Origin of the sequence: Caloramator quimbayensis, assembly GCF_900167605.1 — a bacterium.
GTDB lineage: Bacteria > Bacillota > Clostridia > Clostridiales > Caloramatoraceae > Caloramator_B > Caloramator_B quimbayensis.
Genome location: NZ_FUYH01000004.1, coordinates 1 through 23,074, shown reverse-complemented (window position 1 = coordinate 23,074; position 23,074 = coordinate 1). Strand labels below are relative to the sequence as shown.

Sequence of the window (23,074 nt, the reverse complement as noted above, 5' to 3'; positions counted from 1 at the left end):
CCCCTAATAAATATTTTAAAGGTTTTCTGCATTCTCATATAATTTTTTTACTTCTTCCTTTGAAACCATAGAAGAGAGGATATATGCAATTATTATAATTCCTGGTATATCAATTAGAAGCCTTGTTATTGCAAATTTACTTCCAAGGGAAGACATTTCAAATAAAAACATAGGTATTTTTGTAGTAGACCATGCACCAATAAAAATAAGTATATTGCTGAATTTTACTCCCTTTTTCATAAAAACTGCTGCAATTGGAAAAGCTCCATATAAAGGACCTGCTGCAGCAGAACCGAGCAGTATAGATAAAATTATACCTTTTATCCCTGAGCCCTCCCCCATATATTTTATCATTGTTTCCCTCGGTACCCAGATATCTAAAAGACCTAATAGTACAAAAACTGGAGGAATTACTAAAGACATCTCTTTAAAACTATATCCTGCTATACTGAAAGCTTTAAAACCTATTTTTGCATTTATTGCAGTTAATATTAAAACAGCTATTATTGTTATAATAAAAAATCTATATCTTTCAAGCAATTTTTTCATACACCATATACCACCTTTCCAATAATATATGCCACAATAAAGGAAAAAATAAAAGCTAATATATTTCTCATTATTGTTATCTTCTTTCCAAAATATTTTATTTCAACTGGCATGGTAACAACTCCTACCATCATAAGTGTTGAAACAAAGGCTGCTATCTGCATATATCCTGCTCCGTTTTTAAGAAGCATTGCTGCTGTGGGAAAGGCAACAAATCCAGGTATTAATGTTATTGCACCGACAATTGCAGCCAATATAACTCCAACCCATCCAGAACTATTACCAATAATTTTTGATATAACCTGTGGATTTAAAATTGATAGAAGTACTCCAACAAGCATTATAACTCCTAAAAATTCAGGCAAAATATTTTCAAAGGATTTCCATGCCTTTTTTAATGCCATTTTTGTCTTCTTTTTGTCTTTATAATATGAAATAACCAGTAATAGTATAGTTATCGCATATAATATATAATTGCTCATAAATGTTCCTCCTTTTTAAATCAATTATTTAATTATATAATTAAATTGTTTACATTAAATAAAGCCAATAAGTAATTTCATATTGACCTTATTTCATTAATTTTATTATAAACTCATGCATAAAATATTGCAACTTCATTTTTATTTCGTAGGCAATATTTTATAAAATTCAAAACATCTTATATATTTTTTATTATTCTAAATTGTACCATTTTCCCTTAGCTCAACCTATACAAAAATTTTATGTTCTCTTTTTATAGCTATGAATCAAAAAATAATTATAACTACGTCAGTAAATCTATTTAATTTTATAGATACTATTATTCACAAAAAATTCTTTATAATTGATTGACTTTATATTATCAAAGTAGTACTATAAGTATAAGATTGTTTTAATTATTTAATTAAATAATTATGTTAATGGAGGTGAGTATATGAATGATAATAAATTAAATTGTCAAATAGCTATTTTGGGAGGGGGTCCTGCTGGGTATGTTGCTGCAATAAGAGCCTCTCAGCTTGGTGCAAATGTTGTGTTAGTTGAAGGAAAAGAATTGGGAGGCGTATGTCTTAATAGAGGCTGTATACCTACAAAAGCTCTTCTTAAAACTTCAGAAGTTTCATATATAATAAAAAAATCAAAGGAATTTGGAATCGAAAGCAGCATTTCAAACATAAACTGGAATAGTGCAATAGATAGGAAAAACAGAGTTGTCAAAAATTTAAACATGGGGCTTGAGCATATTCTCCCCCAAAAAGGAATTAAAGTTTTAAAGGGAAAAGGCATGATAAAAAATCCTAAAAAAATTATTGTGTCAACAGATGAAGGTGAAATTGAAGTATACTGCGATAAAATGATAATAACTTCAGGCTCATCCCCCCTCATGCCAAATATAGAAGGTATAAACCTTCCAAACGTTATAACAAGCGATGAAGCATTAAATCTTGACTATATACCTAAAACCATGACTATTATTGGTGCTGGTGCTATTGGTCTTGAATTTGCATCTATGTTAAGTACTCTTGGATGTAAGATAACTATTATAGAAATGAAGGATAGAATTTTGCCCTTTGAAGATAAGGAAATCTCAAATGAACTTTTAAAAATAATGAAAAGACAGGGAATAATTTTTAAACTTTCCTCTACCGTTAAATCTATAAGAGAAGATAATGGTTTACTTAAGGTTTTATATTCAGAAGAAAACAAAGAAAACATAGTTGAATGTGAAAAAGTATTAGTTGCAATCGGAAGAAAACTAAATTCCCAAAGTGATGAGGTAAAAAGTTTAGGTTTATCGATAGATAAGGGTGCAATAGTTGTAAATGAGCACATGGAAACAAGCATAAAAGGAGTTTATGCTGCAGGGGATGTTGTAGGCGGAAGGCTTCTTGCCCATATTGCATTTATAGAAGGGAAAACAGCAGCTGAAAATGCTTTAGGTTTAGATACAACTATTAATTATGATGCTGTTCCATCCTGCGTTTATACTAACCCCGAAGTTGCATCTGTTGGTTTAAATGAGGAAGAAGCTATAAAAAGAGGAATAAAATATAAAGTTGGCAGATTTAATTTTAGAAATAACGGACGAGCCCTTACTTTAGGCGAAAGAGAAGGCTTCGTAAAAATAATAATAGATGAAGACAATTACATTATAGGCGGACAAATACTTGGAAATAATGCTTCAGAAATGATTTCTGAAATAACCCTATCAATAACTTTAAAAGCAAAGGCTGATGTTATAGCAGATATGATACATCCCCATCCATCATTAAGCGAAGCAATATGGGAAGCCTGTGCTGATGCCTTAGGCAGAGCCATTCATAAAGAATAAATTTTAAGGAGGAATAATTATGGAAGAAAACAAATTACCTGGTTTTATTATGTGTGTATGTACTGGAAAGTGCCCTGGATTTAAGGCAATGGATATTTGGGACTTTATTAATCAAGTTAGGGTTGAGCTACCCGTTGAATATGGATTTATACACCCTCAGCTTTGTGAAGAAGATGGTGACAGATTCCTTGCAGATTTTTTAAAAGCTCACAGAAAAGTTATAATAGGTGCCTGTGCTCCAAATATGCAAAGAAAGATGTTTAAGCAGGCCTTTAAAGATGCCGGCCTTGATATTGAAAAGGATGCTGTGATGCTGGATATAAGAGACATGACTAATGAAAAAGCTTTAGAAGTTGTTAAAAATGCTTTAAAGGATTTAGGATTGGAGGTAGAATAATATGGCTGAAACTACTTTTATGGGTGTACCAAGGGAAAAAATAGACTGGAGTCCAAGAATAGATTATACAAAATGCAACTACTGCATGGAATGTGTAAAATTCTGTCCTCACGATGTCTATGAAATAAGAGAGGGAGAAGAAAAAAAGCTTATAGTTAAAAATCCAAACAACTGCGTTGTATTCTGCCGTGCCTGTGGAAAAACCTGCGGAGTTGATGCTCTATCTTTCCCTAACAAAAATGAAACAACAAAGATGATTAAGGAATTAAGAAAGGAGATGGAAGGAAATGAGTAAATCCTATGCACTCCTTCCATGCAACGGCCTTGATAAATGTGCAGGATGTATTTCAAGAGAAGTTGCAATAAAAGTATGTGAGAATTCAGATAGTGAAATTATTTGTCCTGTACTATATAGAGTTGCAGATGCAAGGTATAATAAAATTGCACAGGAAAAGCCATTAATAGTAATAGATGGCTGCAACACAAGGTGTGCCAGCAGGCTTGCTTCTGAAAAGTCCTTAAAAATAGCTCAGAAAATTAATATTTCTGATGAAGCAAAGGCTAATAATATAGAACTTCATAATTCCCTTAAACTAAATGATGAAGATTTCAAACTTGTTAATATTATTGCAGATAACCTTTTAAAGGAAGAAGAAAAAGTTATAAGCTCTTTAGATACTGATTTCCCTGAAAAATTTGAATATGAGATATATAAGAAAGACAAGTTTATTTTCAGAGTACCAAAGGAAGGATTTTATTTTAATGAAAACGACTGTTATGTCTATGTTGTAGGAAATAGGGCAAGAATTGGAGTTACAGATTATGTTCAGCAGAGTTTATCCGATATAATGTTTTTTACTCCTCCAGCAGTTGGAAGCGAAATTGAACAATTCGGTGAGGCTGGGACTATTGAATCAGGTAAAGCTGTATTTGAAGTAGTAAGCCCTGTCAGCGGTACTGTTGTAGCTGTTAATGAAAAGCTTCTTAATTCTCCGGAACTTATAAATGAAAACCCCTATGAAAAGGGATGGATTGAAGAAATTGAGCTTTCTGATTTTGAAAGCGACAAAGAGCTTTTATATGATTTCAATAAATATTTTGAGATAATGAAACGAAAGGTGGATGAATTTCATGTCTAAAGTAAAGGTAATACCTTGCAGCGGTATTGGAAAAGTATTCGGCCTTATGGCAAGGGAATCTGCCCTTAAAGTTACAAATGAATTAAAGCCTAATGAAACTGAAACTGTATGCCTTGCACATATAGTTACAGGGGATGAGGATTCAAAGTCAAAAATAGAAGGATTCCCATGCATTACAATTGATGGCTGTCCTAAACTTTGTGCTGCAAAAAACGCTGAACTTGCTGGAGGTATTGTTAAAATGCAGTACAGAACTGTTGATGAGATGAGAAACCATAGAGGAGTTGATGCAGGAACAGCTACTGCTTTAACCCCTGATGGATGGAAGGTTGTAGATGAACTATGTGAAAAGATTTGTGAAAAAGTAGATGACATTTTAAAGGAGGAGAAATAAAATGGCTGATTTAAAAATAGGCGTTTTATCCTGCAGCGGTGAAGAATGCCTTGGAGGAACAATTTCAAGGCTTGCAACAAGAAAAATGCTTGAAGAACTTCGTCCAGGGCAAACAGTAACTCTTTGTCTTCCTCTTTACCTTGCAGGAGGAGAAGAAGAAAGATTTTTTGCAAAAGCTTTTCCAGTAATAACAGTTGATGGATGCAGCAAGTGCTGTGCAAAAAGGGCAACGGAAAAATACAGCGGAAAAGTAAGTGACATCGTTGATGTTTCAGAAATATTAGGAAATGATGTAGCTCTTGATAAAACAGTTTCAACAAAGGATATGACTTCTCAGCATATGGAAATGGTTGATAAAGTTGCAAAGGTAATATGCGAAAAATTTGATAAAATAGCTGAAAATAAATAATAGGAGGTAAGTATTATGAATATTAAAATTGAAAAGGAATTATTAAAAGAATTAGGTGAGGCTTTAAAAAATGAAGGAAAAGAAGCTGCAAGATTTATACTTGTTGATTTTGGCTGCAGCGGACCTATATTCGATATAGAATTTGATAATGTAAAGGATAACGATATAGTTGTTGAACTTGAAGGAGTTAAATTTGTTGCTGAAGATAAATTTAAACCAGCCTTAGGACAAATCGAAGTTATAAAATCAAAGGATAAGTTTACTGTTAAGAAGAAATCCTGCGGCTGCGGCTGTTAAAAATTTGTTGACATAGTATAAAAATTTATATATATTAAAATTAAAAGTAAATAGGTGATGAAGTTCGCCATAATTATCTTTTTTAGATTGATAACTTCTGCAGTATTATGCAGAAGTTTTATTTTTAGGAGGTAATGCCATGGATTTAAATGCTTTTGTAAATTTTAAAGAAAAAATTATTCAAAACGTTTCAAAGGTTATAGTGGGAAAAAAAGATGTCATAGAACTTGTAACCATTTCTTTTATTTGTGGAGGTCATGTGCTTTTAGAGGATATCCCTGGTGTTGGTAAAACAATGCTCATAAGAGCATTTTCAAATTCTTTAGGCTGCGATTTTAAAAGAATTCAATTTACTCCAGACCTTCTTCCATCAGACATTACAGGCATAAATTTTTATAATCAGAAAAGCTGTGAATTTGAATTCAGGAAGGGACCCTTGTTTACAAATATAGTACTTGCTGATGAAATTAACAGGGCAACTCCAAGAACTCAATCAAGTCTTCTTGAAGCAATGGAAGAAAAACAGATTACTATAGATGGACAAACTCACAGATTAAATGAACCCTTTATGGTACTATCAACTCAAAACCCTGTTGAATCCTACGGAACTTTTCCTCTGCCTGAGGCACAGCTTGACAGATTTTTCATGAGAATAAGCATGGGATATCCTAAAAGAGAAGATGAAATTGAAGTCGTTTATAGAAATAAGAACTTTAATTTAATAAACGAAATAAAGCCCGTAATAACTTTAGATGAAATATTATATGTAAAAAATAATTTTTCTAAAGTTGATATCTCAAAAGATGTTATGGATTATATTATGGACATAATCGAAGAAACAAGAAGAAACGAAAAAATACTTCTTGGAGTAAGTCCAAGGGGAACTATAGCACTTTTTAGAGCTTGTCAGGCAAAGGCCGCCATAGAAGGAAGAGATTTTATTATACCTGAGGATGTAAAAATGCTATCTCCCTATGTTTTAAATCATAGAATAATAACTAAGGGATTAAATAAGGCAAACAATATTGAAATTATTAATCATATAATAGATAGCATTAAAGCTCCCGTTGAGGACTTTTAGAGGTAATCAATATGATATACGCAGTTATTTTACTCATATTTATAGGTATCATTTTAAATTATCTTTCAAAAAAATACTCCTATTACAAACTTAATTATAAGAGAGAAATATCAAAAAAAATTGTTGAAATTGATGAAGAATTTGATATAACAGTAATAATTGAAAATAAAAAAATGCTTCCTGTAACCTTTATTAACGTAACAGAAAAATTCCCTGATTCTATTTATTATAAATATAATGCAAATCTTCTTAAAACAGCAAATTACCTTTATCATAAATCAAGTTATACTCTAATGCCCTATCAGAGAATAAAAAGAACCTATAAGGCTGCATGCAGTAAAAGGGGAAAACATATTTTCTTCGATGTAACTTTAACAATTGGAGATTTTTTAGGTATTGATACTTCAAATATAAGCATAGAGTTTTCCCAGTACATTATTGCTATTCCTAAACCTTTAAATATAGATGAGCATTTAAAACCCTATGGAGATTATTACGGTGATATATCAGTTAAAAGATGGATAATAGATGATCCTGTACTTACTATTGGTATAAGAGAATATACACCCTATGATCCTCAAAAATTTATACACTGGCCTTCTTCACTTAAATCAAATAAACTTATGGTTAAAAAATTTGATTATACCTGTGAAAATACAAGCCTTATAATTCTCAACATTGAATGTGATAAACCTTTTTGGATTAATATAGATGAAACAAAAATAGAAAAATGTTTATCCTTTACTCGAACTATAGTAGGAGAATTTCAAATGGCAGGTATCCCCTATGCATATATAGATAATATTCAGGGAAGCGATTTTTCAAACAAAAACGATAGCATCTCTTTTGGATATGGTATTACTCTTTTAAATCAAATACTTGAAAATCTCGGAAGAGCTTCCTATGCAGTTGATGAAGAATTTGAAGTAACACTAAAAAAAGTATTAAAATGCAGCTTTAATTATTCTACAACAATAATAATAACGCCTTTTATACATGAAAACTATATAGAATATATTAATAAATTATCAGCTCTTTCAAGCAGATGCATTCTTATAACAATGGATGATAAAAATTTAAGCAAAATAGATGATAAAGTTTTAATCTTTACCGAAAGAAGTGATAAAAATGAATAATATCATTTTTATAGAAATAATATATTTTTACTCACTTGTATTTTCTATTCTAAATTTTATTTTGATTTTTTTAGGTAATGTACAAAATAACTCCTTTCTTTTTATTTGGATAACAGTCTTTACTTTTATGCTATATAAAAAGAAAAACAAAAATAAGAAATTTTTATTTTTCTCATTAATTCCTGCTTTTATACCTTATTTGTTTTTTAATTCTATAAATTACATTTTATTTATTACTGTAATAAGCTTCTGTTCCTATTATTTTATTTTAAAAGTTATAGATAATATAAACTACAGCAATGCTTCAGAACAATTTACAAAAACATTATATATACTTTCTGCAATTATTTTTATAAGCCTTTTAAGCGGTAAAATTCATACATTAAATTTAGTATGCGCTCCCTATATATTTATATATTTAATATCCTCTATAACGCTTTTAAGAACTTTAAGAAACATAGAATTAACTTCCATAAATAAAAAAATAGATAAAATAAATCTTCTATATTCAATAATAATATCTGTATCCTCTCTTATACTCAGCATGGATAATCTAAGGAAAAGCTTTTATCAAATTTTATTAAACACCTACTTTTTTATAACTGAATTGTTTTTGCATGTATTTTATTATGTATTATTATTTATTGGATATATTCTCTCTTTTTTAATAAATATCTTAAGAAATATTTTAAACAGGATAATCATAAACAATGTCAAAGTTCAAATACCTCAAACTCCTGTTGAAAAACTAAAAAATACAGATTATAAAAGCGTATCAAGCTTCATTGTCAGCAATACTGTTTTAAATTTTATTTTTAAAGGGCTAATTTGTCTTTTTATAATATATATAATAATAAAAATTTTTAAAAGATACAGCATAAAAAACAAAGAATCAGAAATTTACACAGAAAAAAAGGAATATATCAAAATTGAAAAAAATAATCCTTTAGGAAAAATAAAAAGTACTGTACTTTTTAAAAAACCTAAGGATTATTCAGAGCAGATAAGGTTTTACTATTTAAAATTTATAAAGAAATCCATTAAAAATAAAATAGAAATTAAAAACAGCGATACAACCTTTGAAATAAACCAAAAAAGCAGTACAACATTTGATAGAGAGATTTTAAATTCTTTAAGATATATATATATTAATGTAAGGTATGGTAACATGAAGCCTAATAAAAACGTTGTTAAAAGTTTTATCGAAGATTACAAGAAACTAAATACTGTAAAAAAATAGATTTTATCTATAACTTTGAATAATAAGCTGTACCGTCTTATATCCCATATACTCGTTAACATCTAAATTAAAAGCAACATCAATAATGATATTATTGGGTAATCCATTATAAAGATTGTTTAGCTCATCTTTTCCATATTTTCCTATAACAAAAGCTTCAAATTCATCTATATCTCCAAAATAAAGCCCATCAATTGAGGCTATATTTTCTTTATTGCACAGTTTAAATTTTAGAAAATTCCCATCTCCTATTTTTATTGCTCTTAAAAGCTTTACATTTTTCTCTCCAAACAATGGTTTTTCATTTCCCTTTCCAAAAGGTTCGAGAAGTTTTAACTCCTCTGCGATTTCAATAGTTATTTTATCTATAGGAAGATGCATATCTAAGGTTATTTTTCTAATTAGGTCTTCATCAGTAAGATTAGAGTCATCGTTTAACCTTCTTCTTAAAAGCTCTATATTTTTCTCTTCTAAAGATAGTCCCGCAGCCATAGGATGTCCTCCATACTTTATTAAAATATCACTGCACTTTAAAAGACCTTCAAATATGTTATAACTTTCAATGCTTCTTCCAGAACCTTTAACGCACTCTTCTCCGCAGGTTAAAACGATTGTGGGTTTATTATAGTTTTCTTTAATCCTTCCTGCTATAATTCCAGCAATGCTTTCATGAATTTCTTTATTATAAACTACAATAATTTTATCATCTTTTAAACTGCTGTTTTCTATCTCTTCTAATACTTCCTTAACTCCCTTTAATGTCATATTTTTTCTTTCATTATTTAATTCTACAAGTTCCTTTGCATACTCTAAAGCTTTATATTCATCGCAGGTTAATAAAAGCTCTACTCCTTTTTTTGCAATGTCAAGCCTTCCCGTTGCATTTATGCAGGGACCTATAATAAAGCCCAAATGATATGTCGTTATTTTTTTGTTTTCAAGCCCTGATACTTTAATAAGCGACCTAAGACCTATATTTTTACTATTGTTTATAAATTCAAGTCCTCTTTTTACTATAATTCTGTTTTCTCCTGTTAAATCAACAACATCACAGACTGTTGCAACAGCAGCATATTCTATAAAAGCATCAGATTCCTTTTTATCTATCCCTTTCTTTTCATATAAAAGCTGAATAAATTTTAAAACAACCCCTGCTCCACAAAGCTGTTTAAAAGGATAGCTGCAATCCATTTGTTTAGGATTTATTATGGCATCGGCATTAGAATTTAAATAAACCCTTTCATTATCTCTTTCTTCAAAAGGAACATCATGATGATCTGTAACAACAACTTTAAGCCCCTTTTCCTTTGCATAATTTATAGGCTCAATTGCTGATATTCCATTGTCACAGGTTATTATAGTTTTTGCTCCCTCTTTTAAAACTTTATCTATTATATTTTTATTTATTCCATATCCGTCATTTATTCTGTGTGGTATTTCATATATAACTTCTGCTCCTATCCTTTTTAATGAGCTGTAAAGCATAAAAGTGCTTATAACCCCATCAACATCATAATCTCCTATTACAGCTATCTTACTTTTATCTTTTATGCTGTCTAATATTATTTCCACACCTTTTTCAATATCCTTCATAAGAATTGGATTTAACATATATTTTTCATTAGACTCAATAAAGGATTTTGCAGCATAATAATCAGTTATGCCTCTATTTAATAAAACTCTGCAAAGAACTTCACTTATTCCCAACTTTTGGGATATATTTTTTACATCGGCATTTATGTTTTTAAGCATCCATTTTTCCAATATAGTCAACCCCCTGTTTTGCATCTTATATAATTATAATATTACTTATAAAAACTTACAAACAAAAAGAGCCAGTAAACTGGCTCTTAAGCTACCTTTCCTTTTTTCTCTAAAAGCACCCAGACAGGGCTTGCTATAAATATTGATGAATAACATCCGCTTATAATACCAACGATTAGCGGAAGAGCAAAATCTTTTATTGCTGGAACGCCTAAAACATATACTGCTGTTATTGTAAAAAGTGTTGTTAAGACTGTATTTATTGATCTTGATAGAGTTTGAGTTATACTAACATCTGCTGTAACTGCAAAGCTTTTATACTTTCCAAGTCTTCTGTTTTCTCTTATTCTATCAAAAACAACTATAGTATCATTTATTGAATATCCAAGTATTGTAAGCATCGCTGCTATAAAGCTGCTGTTTACAGGAATTTGAAGCACAGCATATACAGTAACCATTACTAAAAGGTCATGTAGTAGTGCTATTACAGCTGCAACACCTGATTTAAATTCAAATCTAAAGGATGTATATAAAAGTATACCTAATGTAGCAACGATTGATGATGTTATAGCCTTTTTCCTTAATTCTTTACCTATTGAAGGTCCTATTCTTCTTGTTGATTCAAGAGCAGTATCTTCAAGCTGATACTTTGCTTTTACATCATTAAAAAGCTGTGAAACCTGCTCATCAGTAAAATCCTTGCTGCTTATTTCAACTTTTTTTCCTTCAAGTATTTCTCTTGCAGAAGCCTTTGTATCGTATTTTGCAGCCATGGCTCTTATATCTTCAACATTAAAATCCTTACCTATTTTTATTGTAACTACTGTTCCACCCTTAAAATCAATTCCATAATTTAAATCCTTTATAAGCCAAGTTCCAAGTCCAATTACTATTATGATTAATGATATGCTGAACCATATCTTCCACTTTTCAACTATTTTAAACATCTTATCCATGACGCCACCCCCTACTTTACAGACGGTCTGTAGAATTTAACATTAGTTATAATTCCTGAATTAACAAAGGATTTTAGAAGGAATCTTGTTATAGTTACTGCTGTGAGCAAGCTGCATAAAACACCAATGTTAAGGGTTAGAGCAAATCCTTTAACTGAACCTGAACCTAAGAAATAAAGAACAAATCCAGCTATTAATGTTGTTATCTGTGAGTCAAAAATAGATGTAAATGCTCTATGGAAACCTAAATCTACAGCTGCCTTAAGGGATTTTCCAAGGTTTAATTCTTCCTTTATTCTTTCAAATATAAGAACGTTAGCATCAACAGCCATACCTATTGAAAGTAAGAGTCCTGCGATTCCTGGAAGGGTTAATGTTGCCTTTATAGATACAAAAATCAGTCCTGTAAGTATCATATAAACTATTAAAGCAAGGTCTGCTATAAGACCTGGTATCTTATAATAAAGTAGCATAAAAATCATAACAAGTGAAACACCAACAACAGCTGCTTTGGTGCTTGTTGGTATAGCCTCCGCTCCGAGGGTTGGTCCTATTGTTTCAACAGTAGCTGGACTAATCTTTATTGGAAGGGCACCAGATTTAATAATACCAGCAAGTCTCTTTGCCTCTTCTATATCCTTACTTCCTGTTATAATAGCTTCTCCTCCAGTTATAGCATCCTGAACTGTAGGATTTGAAACCATATCATCGTCCATATATATTGCAATCTGCTTACCTATAAATTTTGTAGTTGCCTCAGCAAACTTCTTAGTTCCTTCATCTTTAAGCTTTAATTGAACAACAGGCTGATTGTTTCTCTGGTCAACTCCAACTGTTGCATCTGCAACATCTTTACCTGTTAATATAACATTGTTATCCGGTCCTATAAATTTGAGTTCTCCAGTCTTACCTATTGCATCAAGGGCACTCTTTGCATTGTATATACCTGGAATTTCAATTCTAATTCTATTAACTCCAGGTATTATTGCAACCGTTGATTCTTTAACTCCAAGGTTATTTATTCTAAGATCGAGAAGCTGCCTTGTTCTCTCTAAATCTTCCTTAGATACTTGTCCAACAGCCTCCTCTTCTATATATACTCCGCCCTTTAAGTCAAGACCAAGGGAAAGAAGGCTCTTTAACGGTTTTACTTCATAATTCCCTAAATTAAGCCCATTTAGCAATGTATAGGCAAAAAATAAGATTAGAAATGTACTGATTATAAATGCTATTGTCCCTTTTTTTCTCATATGTATCCCCCTTTTCGCGTTGCTAAATTATATTATACATCTTAAGGTATTTTAAGTCAACTTAACTGTTTTATTCATATTTGTAATACTATGCCATATTATAAAAGTCTTGATTCATTTATATTAAGCCTGAACTGGGTATTTAGATAATCTGCTGCCTTTCTGCACATCATCATCCTGTTGAGAAATATTTCAAAATATTCCATTACGGGACATATTTCTGTATTTATCTTAAGTCTAAGCTCTATTGCATTCTCCTTTGAAAGAACTATAATCTCAGATTTTTCAGCAGCAAAGTTTACCCTGTCATGGATATCGAAATTTACAGCCTCTTTATTTCTAACTCTTCCTCTGTGAACATCGGATTTATCAGCAAGAATCAGGGCTGAAGCTATGAAATTAACAGCCTGCCCATACTCCTCCTCGTGATTTCCTATAGCTGCTGCAACGAGGGATATCTCTTTAAAATCCATTCCAAGTTCTTTTAATATACTCATTGAAAGTATAGCCCCTGTCTGACCATGATCATGCCTGCTTACAACGTTACCTATATCATGAAGATATCCAGCAATAGCTGCAAGCTCAACTTCCCTTTGGCTGTAATTAAGCTCCTTTAAAATATAAGCCGCTATATTAGAAACTATATTCGCATGTCTGAAGCTGTGTTCTGTAAAGCCAATGGCTCCGAGGTGATTATTACCGTATTCAATATAGGTTTTTACTTCTTCACTGTTTTTCACCATGTCAAGGGTAACCAAAATAGAGTCCCTCCTTACTCCTGTGAGAGTTTTGCCTTTATTGCTATAGCACATTCAACTCTCTTTTTCATCATCATACATCCAAGCTCATAGGGATTATGGATGTCTCCCGTAAAGTTGTAATTGTTTGCTTGACATCCCCCGCTGCAGTAAAACCTTGCCCAGCAGTCAAGACATTTTGGCTTATTATATATATGTCCATTTTTAAATTCTTTTGAAATAGCGCTGTTTAAAGTTCCATCAAAAACGTTGCCCATATTGAATTTATCATTTCCTACGAACTGATGGCATGGATATATATCTCCATTAGGAGTTACTGCAACATATTCATATCCTGCACCGCATCCCGATATTCTTTTATATATGCATGGGCCTCCGTTGATATCCATTGCAAAATGATAAAATTTGAAGGCTTTACCTTCTCTGCTTCTTTTTATTATCTCCTCAGTAAGTTTATCATATTGCTCAAATATTTTAGGAATATCATCTTCTTTTAATGATAGAGGATTATCCTCAGGAAGAACAACAGGCTCAATTGAAATTTCCTTAAAGCCCTCATTTGATAGATGAATCACATCTTCATAAAAATCGAGATTTTCATGGGTAAAAGTTCCTCTAACATAGTACTGTTTATCCTTTTGCCTTTTTTCAACCATTCTTTTAATCTTTGGCATTATATCTGAGTATGTTCCACTTCCATCTCGTCTTATTCTTATATTATCATTTACCCTTTGTCTTCCATCTATGCTTAAAACAACGTTTCCCATATTCTTATCTATATAATCGATAATCTCATCATTAAGAAGCGTTGCATTTGTTGTAATTGTAAATCTTATATTTTTATTATTCTTCTCTCCCTCAGATTTTGCATATTCTATTATTTGTTTTACTGTTTCAAAATTTAATAAAGGCTCGCCTCCAAATAAGTCTACTTCAATATTATGCCTTATTCCTGAATTTTTTATAACAAAATCAATAGCACGTTTTCCAACTTCAAAGCTTATAAGCTCGCTTTTCCCATGATAATTTCCCTCTGAAGCAAAACAATATTTGCATCTTAAATTACAGTCATGGGCAATATTAAGGCACATAGCCTTAACAAAGGAAGGACCTTCATCCTTTAAGACGATGTCTTTATACATATCCTCAGTAAAGAGCATTTTTTCATTTATAAGATTTTCAATTTCTTCAATTCCTTCTTTTACTTCATCTATAGAATATTTTCCCTTTAGAGTATTTAATATTTCGTCTTTGCTTTTTTCTTCATAAAAATCCAATATATCGTATACTACATCATCAACAACATGAATTGCCCCGCTGTTTACATCGATTACTATATTTAATCCGCACTGCTTATATTTATGGATTTTCAACGCTACTCCTCCTTAAAAAATATACATTTTAATAATATAAAATGCTTAATAAATAAAGAAATAAAGTGTTAAAAAATTTAAAAAGCAGTAACTTTAAGGTTACTGCCATTTTAGTTACTTGCTTTCACATTCAAGATTTGCAACTGTGCAGGAAGTTTTACATGCTGACTGGCAGGAATTTGCACATTCTTTGCATCCTGGCTTGTTTATGCTATTCTTTAATGCACCATAGTTTATTGTTTTTATATGTTTCATAATAAATTCCTCCTTTATGTTAAATCAATTATTCTAAAATCAACTACTAAATTATAGCATAAAATATATTATTACTCAATACTTACAATTCAAGTCCTTAAATTTAATCCTTACTTCCAATTACAATTCCAATCATTCCAGCAAGGGCCCCTATAACAAGGGACATTACAAACATTATTATATATGCTCTCATGTTAAGATTCCCCTTTTCTGCAAGAAGCGCAATAACAGCCATTAAAATGATATAGATGCCTCCAATAAATGCTCCATGCATATAGCCTTTGCTTCCTATTTTTAAAGCGCCATATATGGAAGCATAGCATATGGAAAGAATTGTAATAACCCATACGACAGTCTTCATGTATTCCTGATTCAGGCTTGAAAAGAAGAATATTAATGATGCAATCAAGAGTAGTATTATAGATAATACTATTCCTCTAATAACTGCTTTAAGATAAACTACATATAGTTTTTCTTTATCGTCTTTTTCATACATAAACTCCACCCCCTAAAATATATATGAGTGGAGTTATTAATATATGTATTATTCTTCTTTATTTTCTATAACTTCTTCCTTAACCTCTTCTTCCTTTTCAAAAATAGATGATACAGAATACTTAGACATACTGAGTTTTACCTTGTCGGGACCTGTCTCAAGTATTATTGAATTATCATTCATATCGATGATTTTACCATATATTCCCGACCTCGTCATAACGTTGTCTCCAACCTTTAATCCTTCAATCATGCTCTTTATTTTTTTCTGTTTTTTCTGCTCAGGCATTATTAAGAAAAAGTAAAACACTCCAAGAATAAGCACCCAAAGCAAAATATTAGCTCCTCCCTGCATAATTACACCTCCTTTATTCTATTAATTATTATTATAACCAAATTTTGCATAGAATTCATCCCTAAATTCTAAAAGACTATCCTGCATTATAGCTTCTCTTATTTTTTCCATAAGCCTTATTGTAAATCTTAAATTATGAATCGTAGTAAGTCTTGCTCCTAAAATCTCCTGAGCTTTTAAAAGATGTCTTATATATGCCCTGCTGTAGTTTCTGCATGTATAGCAGTCGCATTCTTCATCAAGAGGTCTAAAGTCCTCAGCATATTCTGCATTTCTTACAACAAGCTTTCCTTTGCTGGTAAATACAGTTCCATTTCTTGCAATTCTCGTTTGAAGAACGCAGTCAAACATATCTATTCCTCTAATAACTCCTTCGATTAAGCAGTCTGGGCTTCCTACTCCCATAAGATATCTTGGCTTATCTTCAGGCATTAAAGGAGTCGTCCAGTCGAGAACATCATACATTATCGGTTTAGGCTCTCCAATGCTGAGTCCTCCAACTGAATATCCAGGGAAATCGAGTTTTATCATCTCCTTGACAGCTTCCTGCCTCAAATCCTTAAACATTCCTCCCTGTATTATTCCAAACAGCGCCTGCTTTTCAGTATTTTTATGGGTTTTCTTGCATCTTTCAGCCCACCTTATAGTCCTGTAAAGAGAGTTTTTAGTATAGTCATAATCAGCAGGATAGGGAGGACATTCATCAAAGGCCATTATTATATCAGCTCCGAGAGCATTTTCAATTTCAATCGCCTTTTCAGGAGATATAAAGTGCTTTGAACCATCAATATGGGACTTGAATGTTACTCCCTCTTCCTTAATATCCCTAAGCTCGCTCAGGCTGAAAACCTGAAAACCTCCGCTATCAGTTAATATAGCCCTATCCCAGTTCATAAAATTGTGAAGGCCCCCTGCCTTTTCAACAAGCTTTTCTCCTGGCCTTAAATAAAGATGATATGTATTGCTAAGTATTATCTGTGCCCCTATACTTTTAAGCTCATCAGGAGTCATAGCCTTAACAGTTGCCTGTGTTCCAACGGGCATAAAAACTGGTGTATCTATAGTCCCATGGGGTGTGTGAAGTTTTCCAAGCCTTGCTCCGGTTCTTTCATCCTTTTTTATAAGCTCATATCTTATCGCTTCCATAATTATCCTCCTAAATTTTAAAGTATAAGCATAGCATCCCCAAAACTAAAGAATCTGTATTTTTCTTTAACAGCAATATCATATGCCTTCATAATATTTTCCCTTCCTGATAGAGCGCTAACAAGCATTATAAGGGTTGATTCGGGAAGATGAAAATTAGTAATAAGGCTGTCTACAATTTTAAATTTATAACCTGGATATATAAAGATATCCGTCCAGCCCGACTGAGGCTTAATTTTTCCTGTTATATCCGATGCTGTTTCTAAAGTTCTGCAGGAAGTTGTTCCAACTGCAAAAACTCTTTTACCTTTTTCTTTAGTTTCATTTATAATATTTGCATTTTTTTCATCTATTAAATAAAACTCAGAATGCATTTTATGTTCTTCAATATTTTCAACCTTAACCGGTCTAAAAGTTCCAAGCCCCACATGAAGGGTTACATAGGCTATTTTTACTCCTTTTTTCTCAATATCTCCTAAAAGCTTCTCAGTAAAGTGAAGTCCTGCTGTTGGTGCAGCCGCAGAGCCTTCAACCTTTGAGTAAACCGTCTGGTATCTTTCTTTATCCTTAAGCTGCTTTTTTATATATGGAGGAAGAGGCATTTGACCGAGTTTATCAAGAATATGTTCAAATATTCCCTCATATTCAAACTCAATTATCCTTCCTCCTGCTTGTGTATTTTCAAGTATAGTACATTTTAATTCTCCATCACCAAAAATAAATTTCGAACCTATCTTGGCTTTTTTCCCAGGCTTTACGAGGGTTTCCCACCTGTCTTTATCTATTCTTTTGAGAAGGACAAACTCCATCTTAGCTCCAGTTCCTTCCCTTACTCCAAAAAGCCTTGCAGGGATTACACGGCTGTTATTTAAAACTATGCAGTCACCTTCTTCTAAGTACTCTATAACATCTCTAAAAATCCTATGTTCAATTCTACCATCTTCTCTGTGAAGAACTAAAAGCCTCGATGAATCCCTTTCCTTTAAAGGCTCCTGAGCAATAAGCTCTTCAGGAAGGTCAAAATAAAAATCATGTACGTTCATAAAGTCACTCCTTAGTATCTTTTATTCCTAAATGCTCATAGGCAAGCTTTGTAGCTATTCTTCCCCTTGGCGTTCTGCTTATAAACCCTATTTGAAGAAGATATGGCTCATAAACATCTTCTATTGTATCGTTTTCTTCACCAATAGAGTAAGCAAGAGTATCGATTCCAACAGGTCCTCCTGAAAATTTATTAATTATTGTATGAAGCATCTTTCTGTCTATGTTATCAAGTCCTAAACTGTCAACTTCAAGAAGGTCGAGGGCTTTTTTCGCTGTTTTTAAATCTATATATCCATTTCCTCTAACCTGAGCATAATCTCTAACCCTTTTAAGTAGCCTATTTGCAATTCTTGGTGTTCCTCTCGAGCGTCTTGCAACTTCTAAGGCTCCCTCCTCATCTATTCCTATACTAAGAATCTGTGCTGATCTTTTTACAATAAGGCAAAGCTCCTTAACATCATAAAGTTCAAGCCTGCATATAACTCCAAACCTGTCCCTTAAAGGTGAGGTGAGCATTCCTGCTCTGGTTGTTGCTCCTATTAAAGTAAACTTTGGAAGATCAATTCTTATTGAGCGGGCACTCGGTCCTTTACCTATTATTATATCCAAAGCATAATCTTCCATAGCAGGATAGAGAATTTCTTCTACACTCCTATTTAGTCTGTGTATTTCATCAATAAATAGTACATCACTTTCACCAAGATTAGTAAGAATTGCTGCAAGATCGCCGGGCCTTTCTATTGCAGGCCCTGAAGTAATTCTTAAACCACAGCCCATCTCATTTGCTATTATGCTTGAAAGCGTTGTTTTACCGAGGCCAGGGGGACCATACAATAAAACATGATCAAGACTCTCTCCTCTATTTTTAGCAGCCTGTATAAAAATTGAAAGCTTTTCTTTCACATTCTCCTGCCCGATATATTCGCTGAAATACTTCGGCCTTAAGCTTCCTTCAATTTCTATATCTTCATATTTTAGCTCAGAGGTTACAATTCTCTCATCCACTTATATCACCTAACCTCTCATTAAAAACTTTAAAGACCTTTTAACTATTTCTTCAATGCCTAAAGTACCATCATCCACCTGTTTAATGGCAGAAGCTGCCTCCTGCCTCGTATATCCTAACGCCATAAGGGCCGCTAAAGCCTCCATACCATCATTTTCAGCATAGTCATTATTATCATTTTTACCTTTCTGTGTTAAATCATAATCCTTAAATTTATCCTTAAGTTCAAGTATAATTCTTTGAGCAAGCTTTTTGCCTATTCCCTGAGCTCTGCAGAGAGTTTTTTCATCTCCCATTATTATTGAAAGTATTAAATTTGAGGGGGAAACGCTCGATAAAATGGAAAGTGCAGCCTTAGGCCCAACTCCCGAAACATTAATAAGCATCTTAAACATATTAAGGCCTTCTGTGCTTAAAAATCCAAAAAGTCCTATAGCGTCTTCCCTGACATATTGATATGTATTAATTTTTACATTCTCCCTTTGATTTTTTAGTTTTTCTATATCGCTAAGAGGCATATTTATTAAATAACCAATTCCATTGTTGTCAATTATAATATAATCATCGCCCATAACTTCAATATCGCCTTTTATATAAGCTATCATTGCTTCACCGCCTTATTTTATTCTAAACATATCTCCCATGTGGCTTGAATGTCCATGGCATATTGCAATAGCAAGGGCATCTGCTGTGTCATCCGGCTTTGGTATCTCTTTAAGGTTAAGTATCATTTTAACCATCTGCTGTATTTGTTTTTTTTCAGCCCTTCCATATCCTACAACCGCTTGTTTAACCTGAAGTGGAGTATATTCATAAATATCTATACCGCTTTTTTGTGCACAAAGAACTGCTGCACCCCTTGCCTGTCCAACTATTATAGCAGTTTTTGCATTTTGATTAAAGAATAGTTCTTCAAAGGCTACTGCATCGGGTTTATATTCATTTAAAATATCCCATAAAGAATTATATAATATTTCAAGGCGTTTTGGCATACTTTCTTTATTTGTTGTTATAATAGCTCCATAATTTACAACGCTGAACCTATTATAAGCATAATCTAAAATTCCATATCCCATTATAGCAATTCCAGGGTCAATTCCTATTATTCTCATAAAAACCTCCAACGAAAACATGTTCGATTAATATTATACATCATTTCTTTCCGTTTTACACCCATGATATCACATTTTTATACTTTGAATAAATTTATTATAATCGAACCGCCAAACTACCGCCGTGCTAAGCACTCTAAAAAAGCCCTGAACTTTGCATAAGCAAAATTCAAGGCTCACAATTAAAACATTTGTTTATTATGAATTGTAATCTTCTTCTATCAAATTCTCCGCTTCTTCTTTTGTTTTAAATATTTTTCCCTTTGACAAATCATCCTTCTCCTGAACTGGAAGGTTGTCAACTTTTATCTCTGTTACTCTAAGGAGGGAAAGAGTATTGTCCTCTTCAACTTTATAAAGAGCAACGTAGCCATTATCATCCTTTACCACATAGCAGTTAGCAGGCCACAAATCAGGAATGTCCTTTGATATTACAACAGTCTTTTCCTTCTCAGGTGAAAATTTAATTATTATATAACCTAAATTTTTAAAATAATTCTCAGCAGCATAGATGTCCATCCCAATTACATTCAAAGATGCTTTTTCACTGTATTCATCTATAAAGGTTACTCCCTTTGTATATCTGTCTCTTTTTACTATAACTGTAGATTCATTTATTATCTCAGACTTTGGTACTTTTAATGTTTCAGTTACAGTATTATCGGTAATCTTTATTGGATTAGGATTTAGTTTCTGCTCCTTTTTAACGTATTCTAATATGGTAAAATAACCTGCTATAAAGCTAACTGCTAAAGTACAAATCAGAACTAACACATAGGCTAAACGTCGTTTTGACATAATATTTCCTCCTCTCAGAGGATATTATGCCCACTTTTTAGATTTTTATACAATCTAATATATTATTCTTCTCCCCATCCTTCAGGAAAATTAGCATTATGCCATACGTTTTGAACATCGTCGTTGTCATCAAGAAGATCAACTAACTTTTCAAGTTTTGCAGCTGTTTCTTCATTTAAATCCACTGTATTGCTTGGAATCATAGAAATTTCTGCTGATAAAAATTCTATTCCACTACTTTCAAGAGCTGCCCTTACAGCTGTAAAATCTGATGGAGCAGTAGTAATTTCATAGGCTTCATCCTCAGATGAAAAATCCTCAGCACCTGCATCGAGAGCCATCATCATAAGCTCGTCCTCGTCAATCTTATCATTTTTTTCTACAACAAGAAGTCCCTTCTTTTCGAACATCCAGCCAACGCATCCAGTTGCTCCGAGGTTTCCTCCATGTTTTTCAAGAAGGTGTCTTACATCGCTTGCAGTTCTATTTCTATTATCAGTAAGAGCCTCAATAATCATTGCAACTCCCGATGGTCCATAACCTTCGTAAACTATCTCTTCATAGTTTTCACCGTTTCCCTCACCTGATGCCTTCTTTATTATTCTCATTATTGTATCCATAGGCATATTGTTGGCTTTTGCCTTTGCAATACAATCACTAAGTCTTGAATTAGATTCAGGATTAGGTCCTCCTTCTTTAACAGCTACCGTAAGTTCTCTTCCAAGTTTTGTGAATATCTTTCCTCTTGCAGCATCTGCCTTGCTCTTTTTAGCCTGTATATTATGCCATTTTGAATGACCTGACATTTTTTATTCCTCCCAACTAATAAAATACCTTAATGAATTTTATAAACTTCATACAAACTTTTCACCTAAAAATATTAGCACAAGATATTTATCATTGCAAGGTTAAACGTAGAAAAAGGCCGCATTTGCGGCCTAAGATTTACTTTATTGCATCATTTAAATCCTTTAAAAGAGCATCAACGTTCATTCCATGAGCTAGAGCACCCTGCTCTAAGTTTTCAAACCTTGCTGCCATTCATCCAAAGCAACTCATACCATATTTCATAAAAACATCAACTGTTTGAGGATATCTTGATACTATATCTGTTATGCTCATATCCTTTGTAATCATTAAAATCCCTCCTGATTTATTTTATGTCAAATAGATATTTTCTATTTTCTTGAATTCAATTATTATAATATCAAATAATATTCAATTAATCAACAAAAAAATAAAAAGTGCTGTAAAAACAGCACCTTCAATTTTTATATTTTTTATTTTTTTATTTTTGCATTTAAATCATCAACAAGCTTGTTAACATCTATTCCATGAGCCATAGCGCCCTGTTCTAAGTTTTCAAACCTTGCTGCCATGCATCCTACGCATCCCATTCCATAGGCTGCAAAAACTTCTAATGTTTCTGGGTATTTTGAAACTATTTCAGTTATACCCATGTCCTTTGTAATCATAATTACACCTCCATATATACATAGGTTTTGTAAAAGCTTTTAGTTAAACTTTTACCTTAACCCCTTGATTTGATTAAATTTTATATAATAACTTGCACCCCCTCCCTATTTTGAGGTAATTTATAACTTGAAAAACAAACTTCTAAACAAGAAAGGTAGGTACAAGTTATGAGCGAAATTAATATTTATCTGTTAACGTACATTAAGTTTTTAGAACATGTTGTCATGTATTTATTCATTGCCTTAACAGGTAAGAGCATTACTAAAAAGTTGGATGAACCTGTTAAGAAAGAATATCAAAAACTCCAAGTAGATAAGCTCCCAATTATTG

Annotated in this window: 29 protein-coding genes and 1 riboswitch; of the genes, 10 read left to right on the top strand and 19 right to left on the bottom strand. The window is 32.2% G+C overall.

Going from position 1 to position 23,074, the window contains the following annotated elements; translation table 11 throughout:
* Positions 1 to 15: 15 nt before the first annotated feature.
* Both B5D15_RS03180 and B5D15_RS03175 read right to left on the bottom strand, forming a co-directional pair.
* Positions 16 to 549: a permease gene (locus B5D15_RS03180; RefSeq protein WP_078695665.1), complete on the bottom strand. Its 534-nt coding sequence runs from the start codon at positions 547 to 549 to the stop codon at positions 16 to 18.
* The gene (locus B5D15_RS03175) at positions 546 to 1,031 is read right to left on the bottom strand and encodes a permease (RefSeq protein ID WP_078695664.1); all 486 of its coding nucleotides are present in this window, start codon (positions 1,029 to 1,031) and stop codon (positions 546 to 548) included. Before B5D15_RS03175 ends, B5D15_RS03180 begins: the two co-directional genes overlap by 4 nt.
* 434 nt (positions 1,032 to 1,465) lie before the next feature.
* On the opposite strand from B5D15_RS03175, the gene lpdA reads away from it, so the two are divergent.
* The 10 genes from lpdA (at position 1,466) to B5D15_RS03125 (ending at position 8,956) form a co-directional block, all read left to right on the top strand.
* Positions 1,466 to 2,863, top strand: coding sequence for a dihydrolipoyl dehydrogenase (gene lpdA, locus B5D15_RS03170; protein ID WP_078695663.1), 1,398 nt, complete (start codon positions 1,466 to 1,468; stop codon positions 2,861 to 2,863).
* A gap of 19 nt (positions 2,864 to 2,882) precedes the next feature.
* Entirely contained in the window at positions 2,883 to 3,260 is a 378-nt protein-coding gene (locus B5D15_RS03165) for a hypothetical protein (RefSeq protein ID WP_078695662.1), read from the top strand.
* A 1-nt stretch (position 3,261) separates the two neighbouring features.
* Positions 3,262 to 3,555 carry a 4Fe-4S dicluster domain-containing protein gene (locus B5D15_RS03160; protein ID WP_078695661.1) on the top strand — a complete coding sequence of 98 codons (294 nt, stop codon included), beginning with the start codon at positions 3,262 to 3,264 and terminating at the stop codon, positions 3,553 to 3,555.
* Positions 3,548 to 4,399 (top strand): putative zinc-binding protein, encoded by an 852-nt coding sequence (locus B5D15_RS03155; RefSeq protein ID WP_078695660.1) that lies wholly within the window; start codon positions 3,548 to 3,550, stop codon positions 4,397 to 4,399. Before B5D15_RS03160 ends, B5D15_RS03155 begins: the two co-directional genes overlap by 8 nt.
* Positions 4,392 to 4,793, top strand: coding sequence for a putative zinc-binding protein (locus B5D15_RS03150; protein WP_078695659.1), 402 nt, complete (start codon positions 4,392 to 4,394; stop codon positions 4,791 to 4,793). Before B5D15_RS03155 ends, B5D15_RS03150 begins: the two co-directional genes overlap by 8 nt.
* Before the next feature lies 1 nt (position 4,794).
* Positions 4,795 to 5,202 (top strand): putative zinc-binding protein, encoded by a 408-nt coding sequence (locus B5D15_RS03145; protein WP_078695658.1) that lies wholly within the window; start codon positions 4,795 to 4,797, stop codon positions 5,200 to 5,202.
* Between the two features lie 15 nt (positions 5,203 to 5,217).
* Positions 5,218 to 5,499 (top strand): hypothetical protein, encoded by a 282-nt coding sequence (locus B5D15_RS03140; protein WP_078695657.1) that lies wholly within the window; start codon positions 5,218 to 5,220, stop codon positions 5,497 to 5,499.
* A gap of 44 nt (positions 5,500 to 5,543) precedes the next feature.
* A riboswitch (Fluoride riboswitch) is annotated at positions 5,544 to 5,606 on the top strand.
* A gap of 32 nt (positions 5,607 to 5,638) precedes the next feature.
* Positions 5,639 to 6,580: an AAA family ATPase gene (locus B5D15_RS03135; protein ID WP_078695656.1), complete on the top strand. Its 942-nt coding sequence runs from the start codon at positions 5,639 to 5,641 to the stop codon at positions 6,578 to 6,580.
* Positions 6,581 to 6,591: 11 nt separating this feature from the next.
* Positions 6,592 to 7,716 (top strand): DUF58 domain-containing protein, encoded by a 1,125-nt coding sequence (locus B5D15_RS03130; RefSeq protein WP_078695655.1) that lies wholly within the window; start codon positions 6,592 to 6,594, stop codon positions 7,714 to 7,716.
* A gap of 127 nt (positions 7,717 to 7,843) precedes the next feature.
* Positions 7,844 to 8,956 carry a hypothetical protein gene (locus B5D15_RS03125; protein WP_143287182.1) on the top strand — a complete coding sequence of 371 codons (1,113 nt, stop codon included), beginning with the start codon at positions 7,844 to 7,846 and terminating at the stop codon, positions 8,954 to 8,956.
* A gap of 3 nt (positions 8,957 to 8,959) precedes the next feature.
* Here the strand turns inward: B5D15_RS03125 and recJ are convergent, their stop codons facing one another.
* The 17 genes from recJ to B5D15_RS03040 all read right to left on the bottom strand — a co-directional run bounded on the left by recJ (position 8,960) and on the right by B5D15_RS03040 (position 22,743).
* A complete protein-coding gene (recJ, locus tag B5D15_RS03120; RefSeq protein WP_479722847.1) occupies positions 8,960 to 10,744 on the bottom strand; it encodes a single-stranded-DNA-specific exonuclease RecJ in 1,785 nt (594 codons plus the stop codon).
* Positions 10,745 to 10,806: 62 nt separating this feature from the next.
* On the bottom strand, positions 10,807 to 11,667 hold the full coding sequence (secF, locus tag B5D15_RS03115) for a protein translocase subunit SecF (protein WP_078695820.1): 861 nt from the start codon (positions 11,665 to 11,667) through the stop codon (positions 10,807 to 10,809).
* 20 nt (positions 11,668 to 11,687) lie between these two features.
* The gene (gene secD / locus B5D15_RS03110) at positions 11,688 to 12,926 is read right to left on the bottom strand and encodes a protein translocase subunit SecD (RefSeq protein ID WP_078695653.1); all 1,239 of its coding nucleotides are present in this window, start codon (positions 12,924 to 12,926) and stop codon (positions 11,688 to 11,690) included.
* Positions 12,927 to 13,024: 98 nt separating this feature from the next.
* Positions 13,025 to 13,684: an HD domain-containing protein gene (locus B5D15_RS03105; protein WP_078695652.1), complete on the bottom strand. Its 660-nt coding sequence runs from the start codon at positions 13,682 to 13,684 to the stop codon at positions 13,025 to 13,027.
* A 14-nt stretch (positions 13,685 to 13,698) separates the two neighbouring features.
* Positions 13,699 to 15,057, bottom strand: a complete 1,359-nt coding sequence (scfB, locus tag B5D15_RS03100) for a thioether cross-link-forming SCIFF peptide maturase (RefSeq protein ID WP_078695651.1) — start codon at positions 15,055 to 15,057, stop codon at positions 13,699 to 13,701.
* Positions 15,058 to 15,171: 114 nt separating this feature from the next.
* Positions 15,172 to 15,312: a six-cysteine ranthipeptide SCIFF gene (scfA, locus tag B5D15_RS03095; RefSeq protein WP_078695650.1), complete on the bottom strand. Its 141-nt coding sequence runs from the start codon at positions 15,310 to 15,312 to the stop codon at positions 15,172 to 15,174.
* 103 nt (positions 15,313 to 15,415) lie between these two features.
* On the bottom strand, positions 15,416 to 15,808 hold the full coding sequence (locus B5D15_RS03090) for a TIGR04086 family membrane protein (protein WP_078695649.1): 393 nt from the start codon (positions 15,806 to 15,808) through the stop codon (positions 15,416 to 15,418).
* Between the two features lie 48 nt (positions 15,809 to 15,856).
* Positions 15,857 to 16,162, bottom strand: coding sequence for a preprotein translocase subunit YajC (yajC, locus tag B5D15_RS03085; RefSeq protein WP_078695648.1), 306 nt, complete (start codon positions 16,160 to 16,162; stop codon positions 15,857 to 15,859).
* Between the two features lie 21 nt (positions 16,163 to 16,183).
* Complete coding sequence (gene tgt, locus B5D15_RS03080) at positions 16,184 to 17,308, bottom strand: tRNA guanosine(34) transglycosylase Tgt (RefSeq protein WP_078695647.1); 1,125 nt, start codon at positions 17,306 to 17,308, stop codon at positions 16,184 to 16,186.
* A gap of 17 nt (positions 17,309 to 17,325) precedes the next feature.
* A complete protein-coding gene (queA, locus tag B5D15_RS03075) occupies positions 17,326 to 18,351 on the bottom strand; it encodes a tRNA preQ1(34) S-adenosylmethionine ribosyltransferase-isomerase QueA (protein ID WP_078695646.1) in 1,026 nt (341 codons plus the stop codon).
* Between the two features lie 4 nt (positions 18,352 to 18,355).
* Positions 18,356 to 19,357: a Holliday junction branch migration DNA helicase RuvB gene (gene ruvB, locus B5D15_RS03070; RefSeq protein ID WP_078695645.1), complete on the bottom strand. Its 1,002-nt coding sequence runs from the start codon at positions 19,355 to 19,357 to the stop codon at positions 18,356 to 18,358.
* 9 nt (positions 19,358 to 19,366) lie between these two features.
* Positions 19,367 to 19,963: a Holliday junction branch migration protein RuvA gene (ruvA, locus tag B5D15_RS03065; protein ID WP_078695644.1), complete on the bottom strand. Its 597-nt coding sequence runs from the start codon at positions 19,961 to 19,963 to the stop codon at positions 19,367 to 19,369.
* A 12-nt stretch (positions 19,964 to 19,975) separates the two neighbouring features.
* Complete coding sequence (gene ruvC / locus B5D15_RS03060) at positions 19,976 to 20,470, bottom strand: crossover junction endodeoxyribonuclease RuvC (RefSeq protein WP_078695643.1); 495 nt, start codon at positions 20,468 to 20,470, stop codon at positions 19,976 to 19,978.
* A 198-nt stretch (positions 20,471 to 20,668) separates the two neighbouring features.
* Positions 20,669 to 21,268, bottom strand: coding sequence for a BofC C-terminal domain-containing protein (locus B5D15_RS03055; protein ID WP_078695642.1), 600 nt, complete (start codon positions 21,266 to 21,268; stop codon positions 20,669 to 20,671).
* A 62-nt stretch (positions 21,269 to 21,330) separates the two neighbouring features.
* On the bottom strand, positions 21,331 to 22,074 hold the full coding sequence (locus B5D15_RS03050) for a YebC/PmpR family DNA-binding transcriptional regulator (RefSeq protein ID WP_078695641.1): 744 nt from the start codon (positions 22,072 to 22,074) through the stop codon (positions 21,331 to 21,333).
* A 139-nt stretch (positions 22,075 to 22,213) separates the two neighbouring features.
* Positions 22,214 to 22,405 carry a DUF1858 domain-containing protein gene (locus B5D15_RS03045; RefSeq protein WP_078695640.1) on the bottom strand — a complete coding sequence of 64 codons (192 nt, stop codon included), beginning with the start codon at positions 22,403 to 22,405 and terminating at the stop codon, positions 22,214 to 22,216.
* Positions 22,406 to 22,548: 143 nt separating this feature from the next.
* On the bottom strand, positions 22,549 to 22,743 hold the full coding sequence (locus B5D15_RS03040) for a DUF1858 domain-containing protein (protein WP_143287180.1): 195 nt from the start codon (positions 22,741 to 22,743) through the stop codon (positions 22,549 to 22,551).
* Positions 22,744 to 23,074 lie beyond the last annotated feature (331 nt).